Here is a 16196-nt window from a genome sequence, read left to right on the forward strand (position 1 = left end):
CCCCCCCCCCCCCCCCCCCCCCCCCCCCCCCCCCCCCCCCCCCCCCCCCCCCCCCCCCCCCCCAACCCCCCCGGCCCGCCCCCCGCGCCCCCCCCGCCGCAACTCCCTCGTGGAGGCGCTGCGCGCGCAGCTGCCGATCACCGGCGTCTACGTCGCTGCGCGCATCGACTCCGACGACCGCGTCCGGGAGATCCTCGCCGCGGCCGGCGACCGCGGCATCCCGCTGCTGGAGGCTTCGCGCGCCGACCTGGACCGCCTCACGGACGGCGCGGTGCACCAGGGCGTCGCGGCGTCCGTGCCGCCCTACGACTACGCGCACCCGGCGGACCTGCTGGACCTGGCGGCGGACGCGGGGCGCCCTGCGCTGGTGGTGGCGCTGGACGGGGTGACCGACCCGCGCAACCTGGGTGCCGTGGTGCGTTCGGTGGGTGCGTTCGGAGGGCACGGCGTGGTGGTGCCCGAGCGGCGCGCGGCGGGCATGACCGCCTCGGCGTGGAAGACCTCGGCCGGTGCCGCGGCCCGGGTGCGGGTGGCGCGGGCGACGAACCTGACCCGCGCGCTCCAGGAGTACAAGGACGCGGGTCTCTTCGTCGTCGGCCTCGACGCCGACGGTGACGTCGCGCTGCCCGACCTGCGACTCGCGGACGGTCCTCTCGTCGTCGTGGTCGGCGCCGAGGGCGCGGGCCTGTCCCGGCTGGTGCGTGAGACGTGCGACCAGGTGGTGAGCATCCCGATGGCCGGTGCGGTGGAGTCCCTCAACGCCGGCGTCGCGGCGGGCATCGCCCTCTACGAGGTGTCCCGGCACCGCTGACCCCGTCCCTCCTCCCTCCGCCCCCAGCAGGGAGGGTGGAGCGCCGCGCCGGAGGCGAGCGCGCCGGACGCTGGGTTCGTGCGTTCGCGTCGTCGTGATGTTCCGTTGCCCCGCCTCTTCCTCGGCCGCCACGCCGTCGAGGCCGGGGTCCTGACCCCCGGCCAGCTGCGGGGCCCGGGTGTGCGCCGTGTGCTGCGCGGCGTCTACGCACCCGCCTCCGTCCCGTTGACGCACGAACTCCGGGTCGAAGCGGCAGGTCTGCTCCTGCCGCCGGGCGCCGGCGGCACGGGCCGGTCGCAGGCCACCGTCCTCGGTGTTCCCCTCGCGGGCGCCCTGGACCGGGTGGAGGTGCTGTTGCCCGAACCGGGCCGGTGGACGATGCCCGTGGGGGTCCGGGTGCGGCTGGCGCAGGAGGTGGTGCCGGGTGCCACCTGGCGCGGCGTTCCCCTCGCGTCCGCTGAGCGCACGGCGTTCGACGTGTGTTCGCGGGTTTCGAAGGCCGACGGGGTCGCCGACCAGGACCAGCTGGCGAGGGGCGGCCTGCTGGACCCGATGCGCTTCCAGCAGTGGCTCGAGGACGTCCACGACCCGTACGTCGTGCATGCCCGGGCCGCGGCGCTGCTGTGCGACCCGCGGGCCGAGTCACCGCAGGAGTCGCGGGTACGGGTGCTCTGCCACGACGCCGGGCTGGACGTGGTGCCGGGCGTGGAGGTGCGCGACCTCGCCGGGCGTTTCGTGGCACGGCTCGACCTGGCGGTCGAGGAGTTCCGGGTCGCCGTCGAGCACGACGGGGCGTGGCACGCGCTGCGCGAGGAGCTGGAGCGGGACCGGCGGCGCCTGAGAGCGCTGCGCGACGCCGGCTGGGAAGTGGTGCACGTGACCGCGGGGATGATGCGGGAACCGGGTGCCGTCGTCGACGCGGTGCGCCGCGCCATCGCCCGGCAGACGCGCTCGAGTCGGTCGGTGTGATCGCCCCGGTGGCGACCCTCCTCGGCGCAGGAGCCCGCGTTCCTGCGAGTGCTCGCCCTCCTGGAGCGCGGGAGCAATGGCTTCGGCGTTGTAGAGGGCTGGTCGGGCTGCAGGAGCAGTGGCTTCGGCGCCGGGACCGGGCGGGGGTGAGGCGGGGACGGCGGTTCCGCGGAGCGGGGACGGACGCTGTTCGGGGAGTCGTCGCCGGGCGTTCGCCGGCGCGTCGTGATCACCTCGTAGCGTCCGCGGTCGACCACCCGCTGATCCCCACGACGGAGGCCCTGGTGCGCCGTTCCGCCACCTTCCTGCTCGCCGCCCTCGGCGGTGCCGCCCTGCTGCCCCTGACCGCCACCGCGGCGGGCGCCACGACGCTGCCGGCCGACCCCGGCGCGGCACCCGCACCGCAGCCCGCGGTGCAGTCGCTGCCGCAGGCACACGCCCACAACGACTACGAGCACGAGCGTCCCCTGCTGGACGCCCTCGACCACGGCTTCACCAGCGTCGAGGCGGACGTCTACCTCGTGGACGGCGAGCTGCTCGTCGCCCACGACTCCTGGGACCTCGACCCCGCCCGCACGCTGCAGTCGCTGTACCTGGACCCGCTGGCCGCGCTCGTCGCGGACAACGGCGGCAGCGTGTACGGCGACGGCGAGCAGGTGCAGCTGCTCATCGACATCAAGAGCGACGCGGTCGCCACCTACCAGCGCCTGGACGAGGTCCTCGCCGAGTACGACGGCCGCGACGCGGGCCTGTTCACCACTTACGAGTCGACCGCCGAGGGCTACGACGGCGAGGACGGCGCGGTCAGCGCAGTCGTCTCCGGCAACCGGCCGGTGGACCTCATGGCTCGCCAGCAGGTGCGGCACGCCGGCTACGACGGGCGTTCCGGGGACCTCGCGAGCGGCGCCGACCCCGACTTCATGCCGCTGGTCAGCGACAACTGGAACAACCTGTTCACCTGGGTGGGTGTGGGCGAGATGCCGGAGGCCGAGCGCACCCGGCTGCACGCGTTCGTCGAGGCCGCGCACCTCGCGGGCCGTGAGGTGCGGTTCTGGGCCACGCCGGACACCCCCGGCCCGGAACGCGAGGCGGTGTGGCGCGAGCTGGTCGCCGCGCACGTCGACCAGATCAACACCGACGACCTGGCTGCGCTGCAGGCGTTCCTGCTGTCGGTGCAGGCGGAGCAGACCGCGGCCTGACCGGGCGCTGGACCGTCCCGGGTGGTGCCGTCGGTGACGGCACCACCCGGGAACTCACACGTGGTCGCGCCAGGAGTGCTGCGGTTCGTACCCCAGCAGCCGGCGGGCCTTGTCGATGCTCAGCAGCGTCTCGTGCTCTCCGAGTTCCCCGCGCACCTGCACCCCGGGGTACACCTCGGCCATCAGCTCCGCCGATGAGCGGCTCATCACCGTGTCGGCGTTGGCGACGATGAACACCTCCACGCCCGGTCCGGTGCGCTGCAGCGAGCGCCGCACGGCCTGGGCGCCGTCGCGGGCGTCGATGTAGCCCCACAGGTTCCACTTGCGCAGGTGGGGATCGGCGTTGAAGGAAGGGAACTGCGCGTAGTCCTCCACGTGCATGACGTTGGAGAAGCGCAGTCCGGTCATCGTCAACCGCGGGTCCCAGCGGCAGAAGTGGTGCGCCATCTCCTCCTCGAGCGCCTTGACGAGGGAGTAGGTGGACTCCGGGCGCACCCGGTACTCCTCGTCCAGGGGCGCGTACGGCGGGGGCGCTGCGTCGAACGGCAACCCGAGCAGCGTCTCGCTGGAGGCCCACACGACGTTCCGGATCCCCGCGGCGCGTGCGGCGTCGAACACGTTCCAGGTCGCGGCGGAGTTGTTGCGGAACGTCGCGGAGTTGCTCAGCAGGCCGGGTGCGGGGACCGCCGCCAGGTGCACGACGCCGTCGAAGGGACCGGGGCGCTCGTCGGTGCGCCCGGCGAGGGCCTCGACGACCTGCCCGTGGTCGGTGAGGTCGATGCGCAGGAACTGCGCGTCGTCACCGGGCCTCAGCGTCGGCGGGCGCACCTGGTCCAGCGCGAGCACCGACCAGCCGTTCTCCAGCAGGTCGCGCAGCACGACCTGACCCAGCTTGCCGGCGGCACCGGTCAGCGCGACGCGGGGCTTGTCAGTGGGCAAGGTCGTCCTCCGGGGGTGTGGTTCAGCGTTCCGCGATGACGCGGACGGCCTGCGTGTCGACGCCGAGGACGGCGCGCTCGTCGGGCTTGCCGGGCAGCACGCTCTCCACGTAGGAGTGCACCGCCTCGTCCAGGCCGACGTCGCGCCCGGCGCGCTCGGACAGGTACCACCGGTGCTCGAGCACCTCGTGGAACAGCTCGGCGGGTTCCAGCTTGCCGCGCATCTCGCGCGGCACGGCCCGCTGCACCGGCTCGAACACGGCGTTCATCCAGTCGTGGGCCACGATCTCCTCGTCCTCGTTCTGGCGGTCGGCGGCCGCCATGTAGGAGTCGAGGTCGTTGAGCAGCCGGCGGGCCTGGTTCTCCTCGGCGTCCAGGCCGGTGAGGCGCAGCAGGCGCCGGGAGTGGTGCCCGGCGTCCACGACCTTCGGCTCGATGCGCACGGTGGTGCCGTCGATGTCGGTGGTGATGGCCAGTTCGCCGACGTCGAAGCCGAGGTCGTTGAGCCGCCGGATGCGGGCCTCGACGCGCCAGCGGTCACCGCGCTCGAAGGACTCCGGTTCGGTCAGCTCCGACCACAGCGCGCGGTAGCGGGAGACGATGCGGTCGGCGATGGCCACGACCTCGTCGAGGTCGGCGTCCAGGGCTTCCGAGGCGACGACGTCCATGAGCTCACCGGCGATGTTGGTGCGCGCCACGTCGAGGTCGTACTCGCGCTGCCCGGTGGACAGCACGTCGTAGAGCTCGCCGGTCTCGGCGTCCACGAGGTAAGCGGCGAAGGCGCCGGCGTCGCGGCGGAACAGCGTGTTCGACAGGGAGACGTCGCCCCAGTAGAAGCCGGTGAGGTGCAACCGGACGAGGAGGACGGCGAGGGCGTCGACGGCGCGCTTGGCGGTGTCGGGGCGCAGGGTCTGGCTGTAGAGGGCGCGGTAGGGCAGCGAGTACTGCAGGTGCCGCGTGACGAGCACGGAGTTCAGGGGCTCGCCGTCGCGGCCGACGCGGCCGGTGATGACGGCGACGGGGGAGACGGACGGCACCTCGAGCCGGTTGAGCATGCGCAGCATCCGGTACTCGCGGTGGGCGATCTCCGCGTTGGTCTCCTTCACGGCGAGCACGCGGTTGCCCAGCTTCACGAAGCGGACGACGTGCCGCGAGATGCCTCGCGGCAGCGCGGCCAGGTGCTCGTCGGGCCACTCCTCCAGCGGCACCTCCCACGGGAGGTCCAGGAGCTCGGGGTAGGGCCTGGCCGCGGTGATCTGCAGCGAGGTCGTGGTGGGCGCGCTCACGCTGGCCATCCTCTCTCACGCGGCCCGGGGGAGCGCCCCGGACGCGGGACGGGCCGCCGCCCCCGTGCCGGGGGCGGCGGCCCGTCCGTCGGTGCGCTGCGGCGTCAGGCGCCCAGGCGCTCGCCGGAGTGCTGGTCGAACAGGTGCACGTGGCCCTGCTTGGGCACGAAGTGCACCGTGGAGCCCTTCTCCGGGGGGCGGCGGCCGTCGACGCGGGCGATGACCTGGTGGTCCTCCTGGCCGGGCTGGGCCAGGGAGCCGTAGATGTAGGCGTCGGCGCCGAGCTCCTCGACGACGTCGACGCGCACGGGCAGGCCGCGGTCGGACAGCTCGAGGTCCTCGGGGCGCACGCCGAGGGTGAGCTTGTCGCCCGTGCCCGCCAGCGAGGCGCGCTCCACGGGGAAGACGGAGTCGCCCAGGCGCACGCCGCCGTCGGTGACGTCCAGGCTGAGCAGGTTCATGGCGGGGGAGCCGATGAAGCCGGCGACGAAGACGTTGTTGGGGTGGTCGTACATGCGGCGGGGGGTGTCGACCTGCTGCAGGATGCCGTCCTTGAGGACGGCGACGCGGTCGCCCATCGTCATGGCCTCGACCTGGTCGTGGGTGACGTAGACGGTGGTGACACCCAGGCGGCGCTGCAGGGAGGCGATCTGGGTGCGCGTCTGCACGCGCAGCTTCGCGTCCAGGTTCGACAGCGGCTCGTCCATGAGGAAGACCTGCGGCTGGCGCACGATGGCGCGGCCCATGGCCACGCGCTGGCGCTGGCCGCCGGAGAGGGCCTTGGGCTTGCGGGTCAGGTAGGCCTCGAGGTCGAGGATCTTGGCCGCTTCCTGCACGCGGCGCTTGATCTCCTCCTTGGGGGTGCCGGCGATCTTCAGGGCGAAGCCCATGTTGTCGGCGACCGTCATGTGCGGGTACAGCGCGTAGTTCTGGAACACCATCGCGATGTCGCGGTCCTTCGGGGGGACCGTGGTGACGTCGCGGTCGCCGATGAGGATGCGACCGCCGTTGACGTCCTCCAGGCCGGCGAGCATGCGCAGCGAGGTGGACTTGCCGCAGCCGGACGGGCCGACCAGCACGAGGAACTCGCCGTCCTCGATGTGCAGGTCCAGCGCGTCGACGGCGGGCCTGTCTCCGCCCGGGTAGATGCGGGTCGCCTTGTCGAACGTGACCGTGGCCATCGTCATCAGTCCTTCCACCGGCAGGTACGTGCCGGACGATCCGTAGTGGAACGGACCCGGTCGCTGCTGCTCCCGGGCGGTGTGGAGTTGTGACCGGCGCGGCGGGGGATCCAGCGGGCCGATGGCCCGGGAGTCGCCCGCGACTCCGACCGCCGCGGCATCGTCGCCCGAAGTGGTCGCGACGTCGCGGTGCCCCGGATACTGCCCCACGCGACGACGCCCGGCAAGGGTTGTGACCAGCGACACACCCGAGCGGGTGGCGGGGGCCCCGCGACGGGATGCGGCGGGGCCCGGCGCGCGTTGAGGGGGGTGGACGCTGCGGCGTCCGGGGGACAGCCGGTGCCCCTGTCACGGGCTCCCCCTGCCCTGGAGGACACTCCCACCGTGGACCTGGAAGAGACCAAGCTGCCCGGCGTGGGGCTGCGGCACGACTTCACGACCTCGCGCGGCCGCCGCATCGGCGTGATCTCCACGCGCGGCGGCGAGCGCGAGCTGCTCGTCTACTCGCAGGACGACCCCGACGCCTGCCACTCCGTCGTGGACCTGGACCCCGAGGAGGCCGAGGTCCTGGCCGAGCTGCTGGGGCAGCCGCGCGTCGTCGAGCGCCTGGCGCGCCTGCGCGAGCAGATCGAGGGACTGGCCACCGAGGGCATCTACGTCGAGCCCGGCTCGCCGTACGAGGGCCGCACGCTCGGCGACGCCGCGATCCGCACCCGCACGGGCGCCTCCGTCGTCGCGCTCGTGCGCGACGGCGAGGTGATCCCGTCGCCGGTGCCGTCCCAGCGGTTCCAGGCGGGTGACAAGATCGTGGTCGTCGGCACCCAGGAGGGCGTGCGCGCCACCGCCGAGGTGCTGACGAAGGGCTGACGCAGGCCGGGCCGCAGGGCCCGCGGACACGGGAAGGCGGCTGGTCGGGGAGTGCACGCCGCAGCTCTGCTCATCGAGCTCGGCGCGATCATCGTCGGCCTCGGCATCGTCGGGCGCCTCGCGGGGCGCCTGGGCATCTCACCCGTGCCGCTGTACCTGCTGGCGGGCCTGGCGTTCGGCGCCGGCGGCGTCGTCCCGCTCAACGCCCCCGAGGAGTTCCTGGAGGCGGCGTCCCAGATCGGCGTCGTCATGCTCCTGCTCCTGCTGGGGCTGGAGTACTCCGCCGGTGACCTGCTGGGCAACCTGCGCCGCCAGGCGCCCGTGGGCGTGCTGGACCTCGTCCTCAACGGGTTGCCCGGCGCCGCCGTCGGCCTGCTCCTGGGCTACGGGCCCGTCGGGGCGCTGGCGCTGTTCGGCATCACGGCCGTCAGCTCCTCCGGCATCGTCGCCAAGGTCCTCGCCGACACCGGCCGCCTGGGCAACCGGGAGACGCCCAGCGTCCTGGGGATCCTCGTGCTGGAGGACCTCGGCATGGCCGTGTACCTGCCGGTCCTCACCGCCGTGCTCGCCGCCTCCGGCGTGTGGCAGGCCACCGGCTCGGTCGTCATCGCCCTGGCCTGCCTGGCGGTGGCGCTCCTCGTGGCGCTGCGCTGGGGCTCGTACGTCTCCCGCTTCGTCTCCGCCGGCACCGCCGAGGTGACCCTGCTGCGGGTGCTCGGCCTGGCCCTGCTCGTCGCCGGCGTGGCCGAGGCGCTGCACGTGTCCGCGGCGGTGGGGGCGTTCCTGCTGGGCATCAGCCTGTCGAGCGACCTCGAGGAGGAGGCGCGCCGGTCGCTGGAGCCGCTGCGCGACCTGTTCGCCGCGGTGTTCTTCGTCTCCTTCGGGCTGACCACGAACCCGACCAGCCTGCCGCCGGTGCTGCTGCCGGCCCTGGCGCTGGTCGTCCTCGGCGTCCTCACCAAGCTGGTCACCGGGTGGGTCGCCGCCCGCCGCGCCGGCATCGCGGTGCCCGGGCGCATCCGCGCCGGCGCCGCGCTCATCCCCCGCGGGGAGTTCTCCATCGTCATCGCCGGCCTGGCCACGGCAGCAGGCCTGGACCCGCAGCTGGCGGCTCTGGCCGCCGCGTACGTGCTGTCGATGGCGGTGATCGGGCCGGTGCTGGCCCGCTACGCCGACCCCTTCGGGCGCTGGTGGGTGCGCCGCCAGCGCGAGCGCGCCGTGGCCGTCACCGTCCGCTGAACCCGGGCACCGGGCTCAGCGCTCGCGCAGGTCCGCCAGCCGCTCCAGCAGCACCGCCACGTCCTGCGGCGAGCCCACCCGCCACGCCGCGGCGCTCTCGCCGCCACCGACCTTCACGGTGACGTCGCCGTCGGCGGGGGACAGCACCGCGAAGGCGTCCTCGTCGGTGACGTCGTCGCCGGCGAACAGGACGGCCCCCACGCCCGGGCCCCGGGCCGACAGCTGCTCGCGCAGCCGGCGCAGCCCGGCGCCCTTGCCCAGCTCCACGGCGCCCAGCTCCACGACCTCCTTGCCGCGCAGCGCGTGCACGCCCGGCAGGGCTCCCGGACCGGCCAGCGCCAGCTCCGTCACCTCGGCCGCCACGTCCCGCGCGGCGCGCCGCGTGTGCAGGACCGCCGACATCGGCTTGCGCTCCACGTGCACCCCCTCGCGGCCGGCGGCCAGGGCGTCCAGCTCCTCGACCAGGCGCGCCAGCAGGTCCTGCTGGGCGGGGGTCAGCGCGGCGCCGCCCGCGTCGTCCAGCGACGACTGGGTGCCGTGGCCGCCGACGAGGACGACGCCTGCGGGCGGCTGCGCGCAGGCGCGCAGGTCGTCCAGCGCCCGGCCGGACACCAGCGCCACGTCCGTGGTGGTGACCAGGCGGGCCAGCGCCGCCGACGCCGCCGGCAGCGCCCGGGCCGCGGACGGGTCGTCGACGATGGGCGCCAGCACGCCGTCGAAGTCCAGGGCCACCAGCACCCGCCCGCGCGCCGCGAACGCCTCCAGCGCGGCCACCAGCTCCTGCGGCAGCCCGCTCCCGGCGCTCACGCGGACCGCTCGGCGCTCGCCGCGACCTCGGCGGCGGTGCCGCGGGGGTCGGGTGCGTGCTCGGCCAGCGCCTCCAGGAACGAGGCGGCCCAGCGCTGCACGTCGTGGTCGCTCACGCGGCGGCGCAGCGCCCGCATCCGGCGCGCCGCCTCGCGCGGGGACATCCGCAGCGCGCGCACCACGGTGTCCTTGAGCCCGTCGATGTCGTGCGGGTTCACCATCAGCGCCTGCCCGCCCAGCTCGTCGGCGGCGCCGGTGAACTCGCTGAGCACCAGCACGCCGCGCTCGTCGTGGCGGGAGGCCACGTACTCCTTGGCGACGAGGTTCATCCCGTCGCGCAGGGCGGTCACGAGCATGACGTCGGCGGCCAGGTACAGGGCCGCCATCTCCTCGCGGCCGTAGGAGTGGTGCAGGTAGTGCACGGCCGTCTGGGCGATCGAGGAGTGGGTGCCGTTGATGCGCCCGACGGCGACCTCGACGTCCTGGCGCAGCTGCACGTACTGCTCGACGCGCTCGCGGCTGGGGGTGGCGACCTGGACCAGGGCGGCCTCGCCGACGCTCACCCGCCCGTCGTCGAGGAGCTCCTCGAACGCCTTCAGCCGGTGCAGGATGCCCTTGGTGTAGTCGAGGCGGTCGATGCCCAGCAGCAGGTGCTCGGGGTCGCCCAGGTCGCGGCGGATCTCCGCGGCACGCGCCTTGACGTCCTCGCGCTGGGCGAGCTCGTCGAGGGCGTGGAAGTCGATGGAAATGGGGAACGAGGCCGCCCGCACCTCGCGCCCGTCCTCGGCGTCCAGCCGGATCCGGCCGGAGCGGGCCGGGAGGTTGCTGGTGCGACGGCACGCGCGGGCGAAGTTGTTGGCGTCCGCGGCGCGCTGGAAACCCACCAGGTCCGCGCCGAGCAGGCCGTCGATGATGGCCTTGCGCCACGGCAGCTGGGCGAAGATCTCGAACGGCGGGAACGGGATGTGGTTGAAGAACCCGATCTGCAGGTCCGGGCGGCGCCGGCGCAGCATCCGCGGCACGAGCTGCAGCTGGTAGTCCTGGACCCACACCGTGGCGCCCTGCGCGGCCTGCTCCGCGGCCGCCTCCGCGAACCGCTCGTTGACCCGCACGTAGGCGTCCCACCAGCTGCGGTGGTAACCGGGCGCGACGATGACGTCGTGGTACAGCGGCCACAGCGTGCCGTTCGAGAAGCCCTCGTAGTACTCCTCGACCTCCTCCTCCGACAGCGGGATCGGCACGCAGCGCACGCCCTCGGCGTCGAAGGGCTCGGGCGCCTCGCCGGCGCCGCCGGCCCAGCCGACCCAGGCGCCGTCCTCGCGCTTCATCACCGGTTCGAGGGCCGTCACGAGACCACCGGGGCTGCGCCGCCAGGACGTCGATCCGTCGGGCTCCTCGACGCGGTCCACGGGGAGCCGGTTGGCCACCACCACCAGGTCGTAGTCACCGGGCATGGGGATGATCCTCCTCGGGTTCGCTGCGACCGACCCTACCGGCAAGGTCACGGACGGACCCGTCCACGATCCGTCCACGTCGTGTGCACGCCGCGTGCGCAGCACGTCTCCGCGGTGCGCACGGACCCCGGCGGGAACCCGTCCGGAGCCGGGAGGGGCCCCGCCGGCACCTCGGCGGACGGCGCCCGCTGCCGTACCGTGGGGGCGTGGTCACCCCCTTCCCGCGCTCCCCGGACGCGGCGCCGGCGCGCCCCGGGGGAGCCCACGAGGACCACCGCGCCGACCCGCACCGGGAGCACCGCGACCCGTGGCCGCCCGTGGCGGACCCGCGCACGCCGGCCACCGGCTGGCGGCCGGCCGCGCACCCGCCGCACACCCCCGCACCCGGCGACCGCCTCGGCGACTACCGCCTGGACCGCGTGGTCGGCGAGGGCGGCATGGGCGTGGTGTGGCTGGCGCTGGACGGCGACCACCGCGCCGTCGCGCTGAAGGTCCTCAAGCCGCACATCGCGACCGACCCGGACGCCCGCGCGCGCCTGGCCCGCGAGGTCGAGACGCTCGAGCGCGTGCGCTCACCGCGCGTGGCCGAGGTCATCAGCGCCGACGTGGACTCCCCGTGGCCGCACCTGGTGACGCGCTACGTGCCGGGCCCGTCGCTGGAGGCGGTGGTCTCCTCGCGCGGGCCGTTGCGCGGCGGGCGCCTGCGCGACCTCGGCCACGGCCTCGCCGAGGCCCTGCAGGCCATCCACGCCGCCGGGGTGGTGCACCGCGACCTCAAGCCCAGCAACGTGCTGCTGCTGGACGGCGCCCCCGTCGTCATCGACTTCGGCATCGCGCACGTGGCCGACGACGTCCGCCTCACCTCCACGGGCCTGGTCATGGGCACCCCCGGGTACCTGTCCCCGGAGGTGGTGGCCGGCGGGCGGGTGTCCACGGCGACCGACTGGTGGGGCTGGGCCGCCACCGTCGCCTACGCCGCCAGCGGCCGCCCGCCCTTCGGGTCCGGGCCGATGGAGGTCGTGCTGGACCGGGTGCGCCGCGCCGACGTGGACCTCACGGGCGTGCCCGCGGACCTGCGCGGTCCGCTGCTGGCGGCGCTGGCGGTCAACCCCGCGCACCGCCCGCACCCCGAGCAACTGCTGCGCGCGCTGGACGGCGCCACGACGGGCCCGCAGCCCGGTGCGGCGGACGCGTCGGGGACGGCCGCGGTGCCCACGCCCGCGGGCGGCGCGCAGCCGCCGTCGCGGTTCGCCTCGCTCATCGGTCCGGACCCGTCGGCGCCGGAGACGTCCGTCCTGCCGGTCGTGGGCAGGCCCGGTCACCCCGCCGCCCCGGGCGGGTACGCGGCGCAGTCCCCGGCGCAGTCCCCGGCGGAGTCCACGCGCGTGCTGCCCCCGGTGGCCCCGCCGACGACGCCGGTGCCGCAGGCCCCGGCGCGGCCCGGCGCGCGGCAGGCGCCGCCGGGGTGGATCCCCCGCGTGCCCGGTCCCGGTCCGGCGCAGCCGCCGGCGGGGCGGGCACCGCACCCGCCCCTGCCGCACCCGCCCCTGCCGCACCCGCCGGGCACCCGTCCCGCCGAGCAGGAGCGCCGCGGCGGTGCTGGCCCGCGCACGGGCACGAACGGTCAGCCGGCCCGGCCGCAGCGCTCCTGGACGCTGCTCGCGGGGCTGCTCGCCCTGGTGGGCGTGTTCGCCGTCGCCCCCACCGCGGGCGTGGTCATCGCCTTCCTCGGCGGTGTGCTGGCGCGCACGGTGGACCGGGCCTCCTCGGCGCTGTTCCGGCGCCGCTGGGAGGCGGGGCCCCGCCCGACGGACGCGCTGGCGGTCACGGCGGCCACGCCCTGGCACGTGCTGCGCGCCGCGGTCTCCACCGCCTTCGCCTCGGTGGTGCCGCTGCTGGTCGGTGTGAGCGTGGTCTTCATCGGCGGCACCGTGGCGGGCTGGCCGCTGGGCGCGGACCCGGGTTCGCCGCGGCTGCTGGCCCTGGGCGGTCTGGCGGGCACCCTGGTGGCCTGGTTCGGCCCGGGCAGCCGCTCGCTGCAGCGGGGTGCGCGGGGAGCGGTGCGCTCGGTCCTGCGCGGGGAGCGCGAGACCGGGATCGTGATCGGCGTGCTGCTGCTGGTCGCGCTGGCGGCGGCGGTCATGGTGCTGCAGGGGGCTTCGCCGGACTGGCGGCCGCTGGCGCAGTCGCCGTTCGACCGGCTGCTGTGACCGGCTGACCGGGCGCTCGTACGCGCCGGGGACGGGCGGCCCGGGCGCTCACCCGAGGGGTGGGGTGCTCTCCCGCAGGAGCACCTGCCCGGTGACGTGCTCCACGCGCCGGTGGGCGGAGGGTTCCTCCACCAGGTCGAAGGCGCGCCCGCCGAGCTCCGCCAGCGGCAGCCGCACCGTCGTCAGCGCCGGGCTCACGTCGCGCAGGGTGGGGATGTCGTCGAACCCCGCGACCGCCACGTCGCCCGGCACCGACAGCCCCGCGTCCCGCACCGCCGCCATCGCCCCCACGGCCATGACGTCGTTGGCGGCGAGCACGCACGGCGGCCGGCCCTGGCGGCGCGGCAGGCCACCGGCGAGCACCTCGCTCATGGCGCCGTGCGCGCCGTCCCGGGTGAACGCGCACTCGACGTCGAGCACCGGCTGCAGCCCGTGCGCGCTCAGGGCGGCGCGGAAACCGGTGCTGCGGTCCACGGCGGTGGAGACGTGCTGCGGGCCCGCCAGCAGCACGAACTCCCGGTAGCCCGCGCCCACCAGTTCCTCGGCGAGCCGGCGGGCGTCCTCGCGGTTGTCGATGAGGACGGTGTCCACGCCGAGGACGTCCTGGGTGATCGCCGCGACGCGGCCGCCGCCGGCGCGGAAGGCGTTGAGCTCCTCGCGCAGGGCCAGCGTCGAGGTGTCGTCCTGCCAGCGGCTGCCGGCCAGCAGCACCGCCCGCACCCGCTGCCGGCGCAGCGTCGCCACGTGGGCGACCTCGGTGGCCGACGAGGCCCCGGTCACCGCGAGCGTGACGATGACGTCGGAGTCCGCGGCGCGCTCCACGACGCCCGCCGCGATGGTGGAGAAGTACGGGTCGGCGATGTCGTGCACCACCAGGCCCACGACGTTCGAACGTCCCCGGGCCATCGCCTGCGCCTGCGCGTTGGGGGAGTAGTCCAGCTGCGCCGCAGCCGCCAGCACCTTCTCGCGCAGGGCCTCCCCGACCACGCGCGTGCTGCCGTTGAGCACCCGGGAGGCCGTGGCCAGCGAGACGCCCGCGGCGCGGGCGACGTCGTGCAGCGTCACCGCCGCGGAGGCGGGCGCGCGCCGCGCCCGCCTCCGGACGGGTCGCTCGGCACCCTGCACGGTCTGCGGATCCTCGGACACGCCCCCCATCCTGCCGTGCCGGTTGCTCAGAGGAGGTCCGCGTACCGCTCCGGGTGCCTCCGCACGTGCAGCTGCACGAAGGAGCACGCGGGGGCCACCCGCAGCCCGCGTTCGCGCACGTCCCGCAGGGCGCCGTCGACGAGGGCGCTGGCCAGTCCCTCGTCCTGGTGCTCGGGGACCACCTCGGTGTGGACCATCGCCAGGACCGTGCCGCGCTTGGAGTCGCGGGGGACGTAGTCGGCGATCGCCACCAGTTCGCCGTCGAGGCGGCCCTCGTAGCGGTGGGCGGTCTCGTCGTGGGTGACGACCAGGCGCGAGGCGGGGTCGCCGGTGCGGGTGCTCACGACGGTTCGAACGCCCCGGGGGCGGACGGGCTTCCCGCACGCGGGTAGCGTCGTGTCCCGCCGGGTCCTTACAACGTTGGAGGAAGCAGTGTCCGCACCCGTCCCCGTGAGCGCCGTCGTCGACCTGGACGTCGCCGGCGCCACGATCTCCCCGCACGTCTACGGCCACTTCGCCGAGCACCTCGGGCGCTGCATCTACGAGGGCTTCTACGTCGGGGAGGACTCCGAGATCCCCAACTCCGGCGGCATCCGCCTGGACGTGGTCGAGGCCCTGAAGGCCCTGGACATCCCGAACCTGCGCTGGCCGGGCGGCTGCTTCGCCGACGAGTACCACTGGATGAACGGCATCGGTCCCAAGGAGGACCGGCCGCGCATGGTGAACACCCACTGGGGCGACGTCGAGGAGAACAACCACTTCGGCACGCACGAGTTCATGGCGCTGTGCGAGCTGCTGGGCACCGAGCCGTACGTGTCCGGCAACGTGGGCTCGGGCACGGTGCGCGAGATGAGCGAGTGGGTGGAGTACCTCACCCGCCGCGGCGACTCCCCGATGGCGCGGCTGCGGAAGGAGAACGGCCGCGAGGAGCCCTGGAAGGTGAAGTACTGGGGCATCGGCAACGAGGCCTGGGGCTGCGGCGGCAACATGACCGCCGAGCAGTTCGCCGCTCAGGCCCGCACGTTCGCCACGTACTGCCGCGACCAGGACGACAACCGGCTGTACCGGATCGCCGCCGGCGCCAGCGACGACGACTACGGCTGGACCGAGGCGCTGATGAAGACCGTCAGCGGCCTGGGCGGCAAGGGCGTCGAGGAGCGCCACGGGCACGCACCCGTCCAGGCGGTGTCCTTCCACTACTACACGTGGACCGGACCGTCCTGGGAGCAGAAGGGCTCGGCGACGGAGTTCGGCACCGACGACTACTACCGCACCATGCTCAAGGCGCAGGACATGGAGCGCGTCCTCGGTGGCCACGCGCGGGTCATGGACGCCTACGACCCGGACAAGCGGATCGGTCTCGTCTGCGACGAGTGGGGCACCTGGTTCGACGTGGAGCCCGGCACGAACCCCGGGTTCCTGTACCAGCAGAACACCCTGCGCGACGCGCTGGTGGCGAGCTTGCACTTCGACGTGTTCCACCGCTTCGCCGACCGCCTCGTCATGGCGAACATCGCCCAGACCGTGAACGTCCTGCAGGCGGTGGTGCTCACCGACGGCGCGCAGCTCTCGCTGACCCCCACGTACCACGTGTTCCGGATGAACCGCCGGCACCAGGGCGCCGCCTCGCTGGCGGTGCACCTGCGCGAGCAGGCCCCCGTCCGCGACGTGGACGGTCGCCAGCTGCGCACGTTCTCCGCCTCGGCGTCCGTCCGCGACGACGTGGCCCTGCTGTCGCTGACGAACCTGGACACCGAGGCGCCGGTCACCCTCACGGTGGACCTGCGCGGGCGCGCCGTCGGCGAGCCCACGGGCGAGGTCCTCACCGCCTCGGACGTCGCGGCGCACAACGTGCCCGGGCAGGAGACGGCGGTCGAGCCGCGCGCCCTCGCAGGGGTGCGGGTGGAGGGCTCGACCCTCACCGTCGAGCTGCCGCCGCACTCCTTCGCGACGGTGCAGCTGCCGCTGGCCGGCTGAGCGGGCCGGAGCGGGGGGGGGGGGGGGGGGGGGGGGGGGGGGGGGGGGGGCGGCGGGGGGGGCGGGCGCCGGGCCGCCGCCCCCCGCGCGCCCCCCCGCCCGCGGCAGCAAG

The 16196-nt window shown here is 74.9% G+C and carries 14 protein-coding genes; 7 read left to right on the forward strand and 7 right to left on the reverse strand.

What is annotated here, in order from left to right:
- The 3 genes from rlmB to ACRYR8_RS18470 form a co-directional block, all read left to right on the forward strand.
- Positions 1-811 (forward strand): 23S rRNA (guanosine(2251)-2'-O)-methyltransferase RlmB (rlmB, locus tag ACRYR8_RS18460; protein WP_432486170.1); only part of this gene is annotated, 811 nt, incomplete at its 5' end.
- Between the two features lie 105 nt (positions 812-916).
- Positions 917-1780, forward strand: coding sequence for a DUF559 domain-containing protein (locus tag ACRYR8_RS18465; protein ID WP_432485871.1), 864 nt, complete (start codon positions 917-919; stop codon positions 1778-1780).
- A gap of 335 nt (positions 1781-2115) precedes the next feature.
- Positions 2116-2979, forward strand: a complete 864-nt coding sequence (locus tag ACRYR8_RS18470) for a phosphatidylinositol-specific phospholipase C/glycerophosphodiester phosphodiesterase family protein (RefSeq protein ID WP_432485877.1) — start codon at positions 2116-2118, stop codon at positions 2977-2979.
- 54 nt (positions 2980-3033) lie between these two features.
- Here the strand turns inward: ACRYR8_RS18470 and ACRYR8_RS18475 are convergent, their stop codons facing one another.
- From ACRYR8_RS18475 to ACRYR8_RS18485, 3 genes are all read right to left on the reverse strand, one after another.
- Positions 3034-3918 carry an NAD-dependent epimerase/dehydratase family protein gene (locus ACRYR8_RS18475; RefSeq protein WP_432485869.1) on the reverse strand — a complete coding sequence of 295 codons (885 nt, stop codon included), beginning with the start codon at positions 3916-3918 and terminating at the stop codon, positions 3034-3036.
- Between the two features lie 22 nt (positions 3919-3940).
- Positions 3941-5203 carry a DUF4032 domain-containing protein gene (locus tag ACRYR8_RS18480; RefSeq protein WP_432485867.1) on the reverse strand — a complete coding sequence of 421 codons (1263 nt, stop codon included), beginning with the start codon at positions 5201-5203 and terminating at the stop codon, positions 3941-3943.
- Between the two features lie 104 nt (positions 5204-5307).
- Positions 5308-6384 carry an ABC transporter ATP-binding protein gene (locus ACRYR8_RS18485; protein ID WP_432485875.1) on the reverse strand — a complete coding sequence of 359 codons (1077 nt, stop codon included), beginning with the start codon at positions 6382-6384 and terminating at the stop codon, positions 5308-5310.
- Between the two features lie 384 nt (positions 6385-6768).
- On the opposite strand from ACRYR8_RS18485, the gene ACRYR8_RS18490 reads away from it, so the two are divergent.
- On the forward strand, positions 6769-7251 hold the full coding sequence (locus ACRYR8_RS18490) for a cation:proton antiporter regulatory subunit (RefSeq protein ID WP_432485865.1): 483 nt from the start codon (positions 6769-6771) through the stop codon (positions 7249-7251).
- A gap of 51 nt (positions 7252-7302) precedes the next feature.
- A complete protein-coding gene (locus ACRYR8_RS18495) occupies positions 7303-8490 on the forward strand; it encodes a cation:proton antiporter (protein ID WP_432485863.1) in 1188 nt (395 codons plus the stop codon).
- A gap of 15 nt (positions 8491-8505) precedes the next feature.
- On the opposite strand, the gene otsB is transcribed toward ACRYR8_RS18495, so the two are convergent.
- Both otsB and ACRYR8_RS18505 read right to left on the reverse strand, forming a co-directional pair.
- A complete protein-coding gene (gene otsB, locus ACRYR8_RS18500; protein ID WP_432485861.1) occupies positions 8506-9297 on the reverse strand; it encodes a trehalose-phosphatase in 792 nt (263 codons plus the stop codon).
- Positions 9294-10751 (reverse strand): alpha,alpha-trehalose-phosphate synthase (UDP-forming), encoded by a 1458-nt coding sequence (locus ACRYR8_RS18505; protein ID WP_432485859.1) that lies wholly within the window; start codon positions 10749-10751, stop codon positions 9294-9296. The genes otsB and ACRYR8_RS18505 overlap by 4 nt, the downstream gene beginning before the upstream one ends.
- 206 nt (positions 10752-10957) lie before the next feature.
- On the opposite strand from ACRYR8_RS18505, the gene ACRYR8_RS18510 reads away from it, so the two are divergent.
- A complete protein-coding gene (locus tag ACRYR8_RS18510; RefSeq protein WP_432485857.1) occupies positions 10958-12961 on the forward strand; it encodes a serine/threonine-protein kinase in 2004 nt (667 codons plus the stop codon).
- A gap of 48 nt (positions 12962-13009) precedes the next feature.
- Here ACRYR8_RS18510 and ACRYR8_RS18515 read toward each other — a convergent pair whose 3' ends face one another.
- Positions 13010-14116 carry a LacI family DNA-binding transcriptional regulator gene (locus tag ACRYR8_RS18515; RefSeq protein WP_432485855.1) on the reverse strand — a complete coding sequence of 369 codons (1107 nt, stop codon included), beginning with the start codon at positions 14114-14116 and terminating at the stop codon, positions 13010-13012.
- A 17-nt stretch (positions 14117-14133) separates the two neighbouring features.
- Positions 14134-14451 carry a GNAT family N-acetyltransferase gene (locus ACRYR8_RS18520; RefSeq protein WP_432485853.1) on the reverse strand — a complete coding sequence of 106 codons (318 nt, stop codon included), beginning with the start codon at positions 14449-14451 and terminating at the stop codon, positions 14134-14136.
- A gap of 88 nt (positions 14452-14539) precedes the next feature.
- Here ACRYR8_RS18520 and ACRYR8_RS18525 point away from each other — a divergent pair, with 88 nt between their 5' ends.
- Positions 14540-16084, forward strand: coding sequence for an alpha-N-arabinofuranosidase (locus tag ACRYR8_RS18525; protein WP_432485852.1), 1545 nt, complete (start codon positions 14540-14542; stop codon positions 16082-16084).
- Positions 16085-16196 lie beyond the last annotated feature (112 nt).

This window comes from Kineococcus esterisolvens (genome assembly GCF_050871405.1).
GTDB lineage: Bacteria > Actinomycetota > Actinomycetes > Actinomycetales > Kineococcaceae > Kineococcus.

Excerpts from the sequence above, each read along its gene's own strand:
- ACRYR8_RS18515 (WP_432485855.1), bottom strand. The coding sequence starts at position 14,116 with ATGGGGGGCGTGTCCGAGGATCCGCAGACCGTGCAGGGTGCCGAGCGA.
- ACRYR8_RS18485 (WP_432485875.1), bottom strand. The coding sequence starts at position 6,384 with ATGGCCACGGTCACGTTCGACAAGGCGACCCGCATCTACCCGGGCGGA.
- ACRYR8_RS18505 (WP_432485859.1), bottom strand. The coding sequence starts at position 10,751 with ATGCCCGGTGACTACGACCTGGTGGTGGTGGCCAACCGGCTCCCCGTG.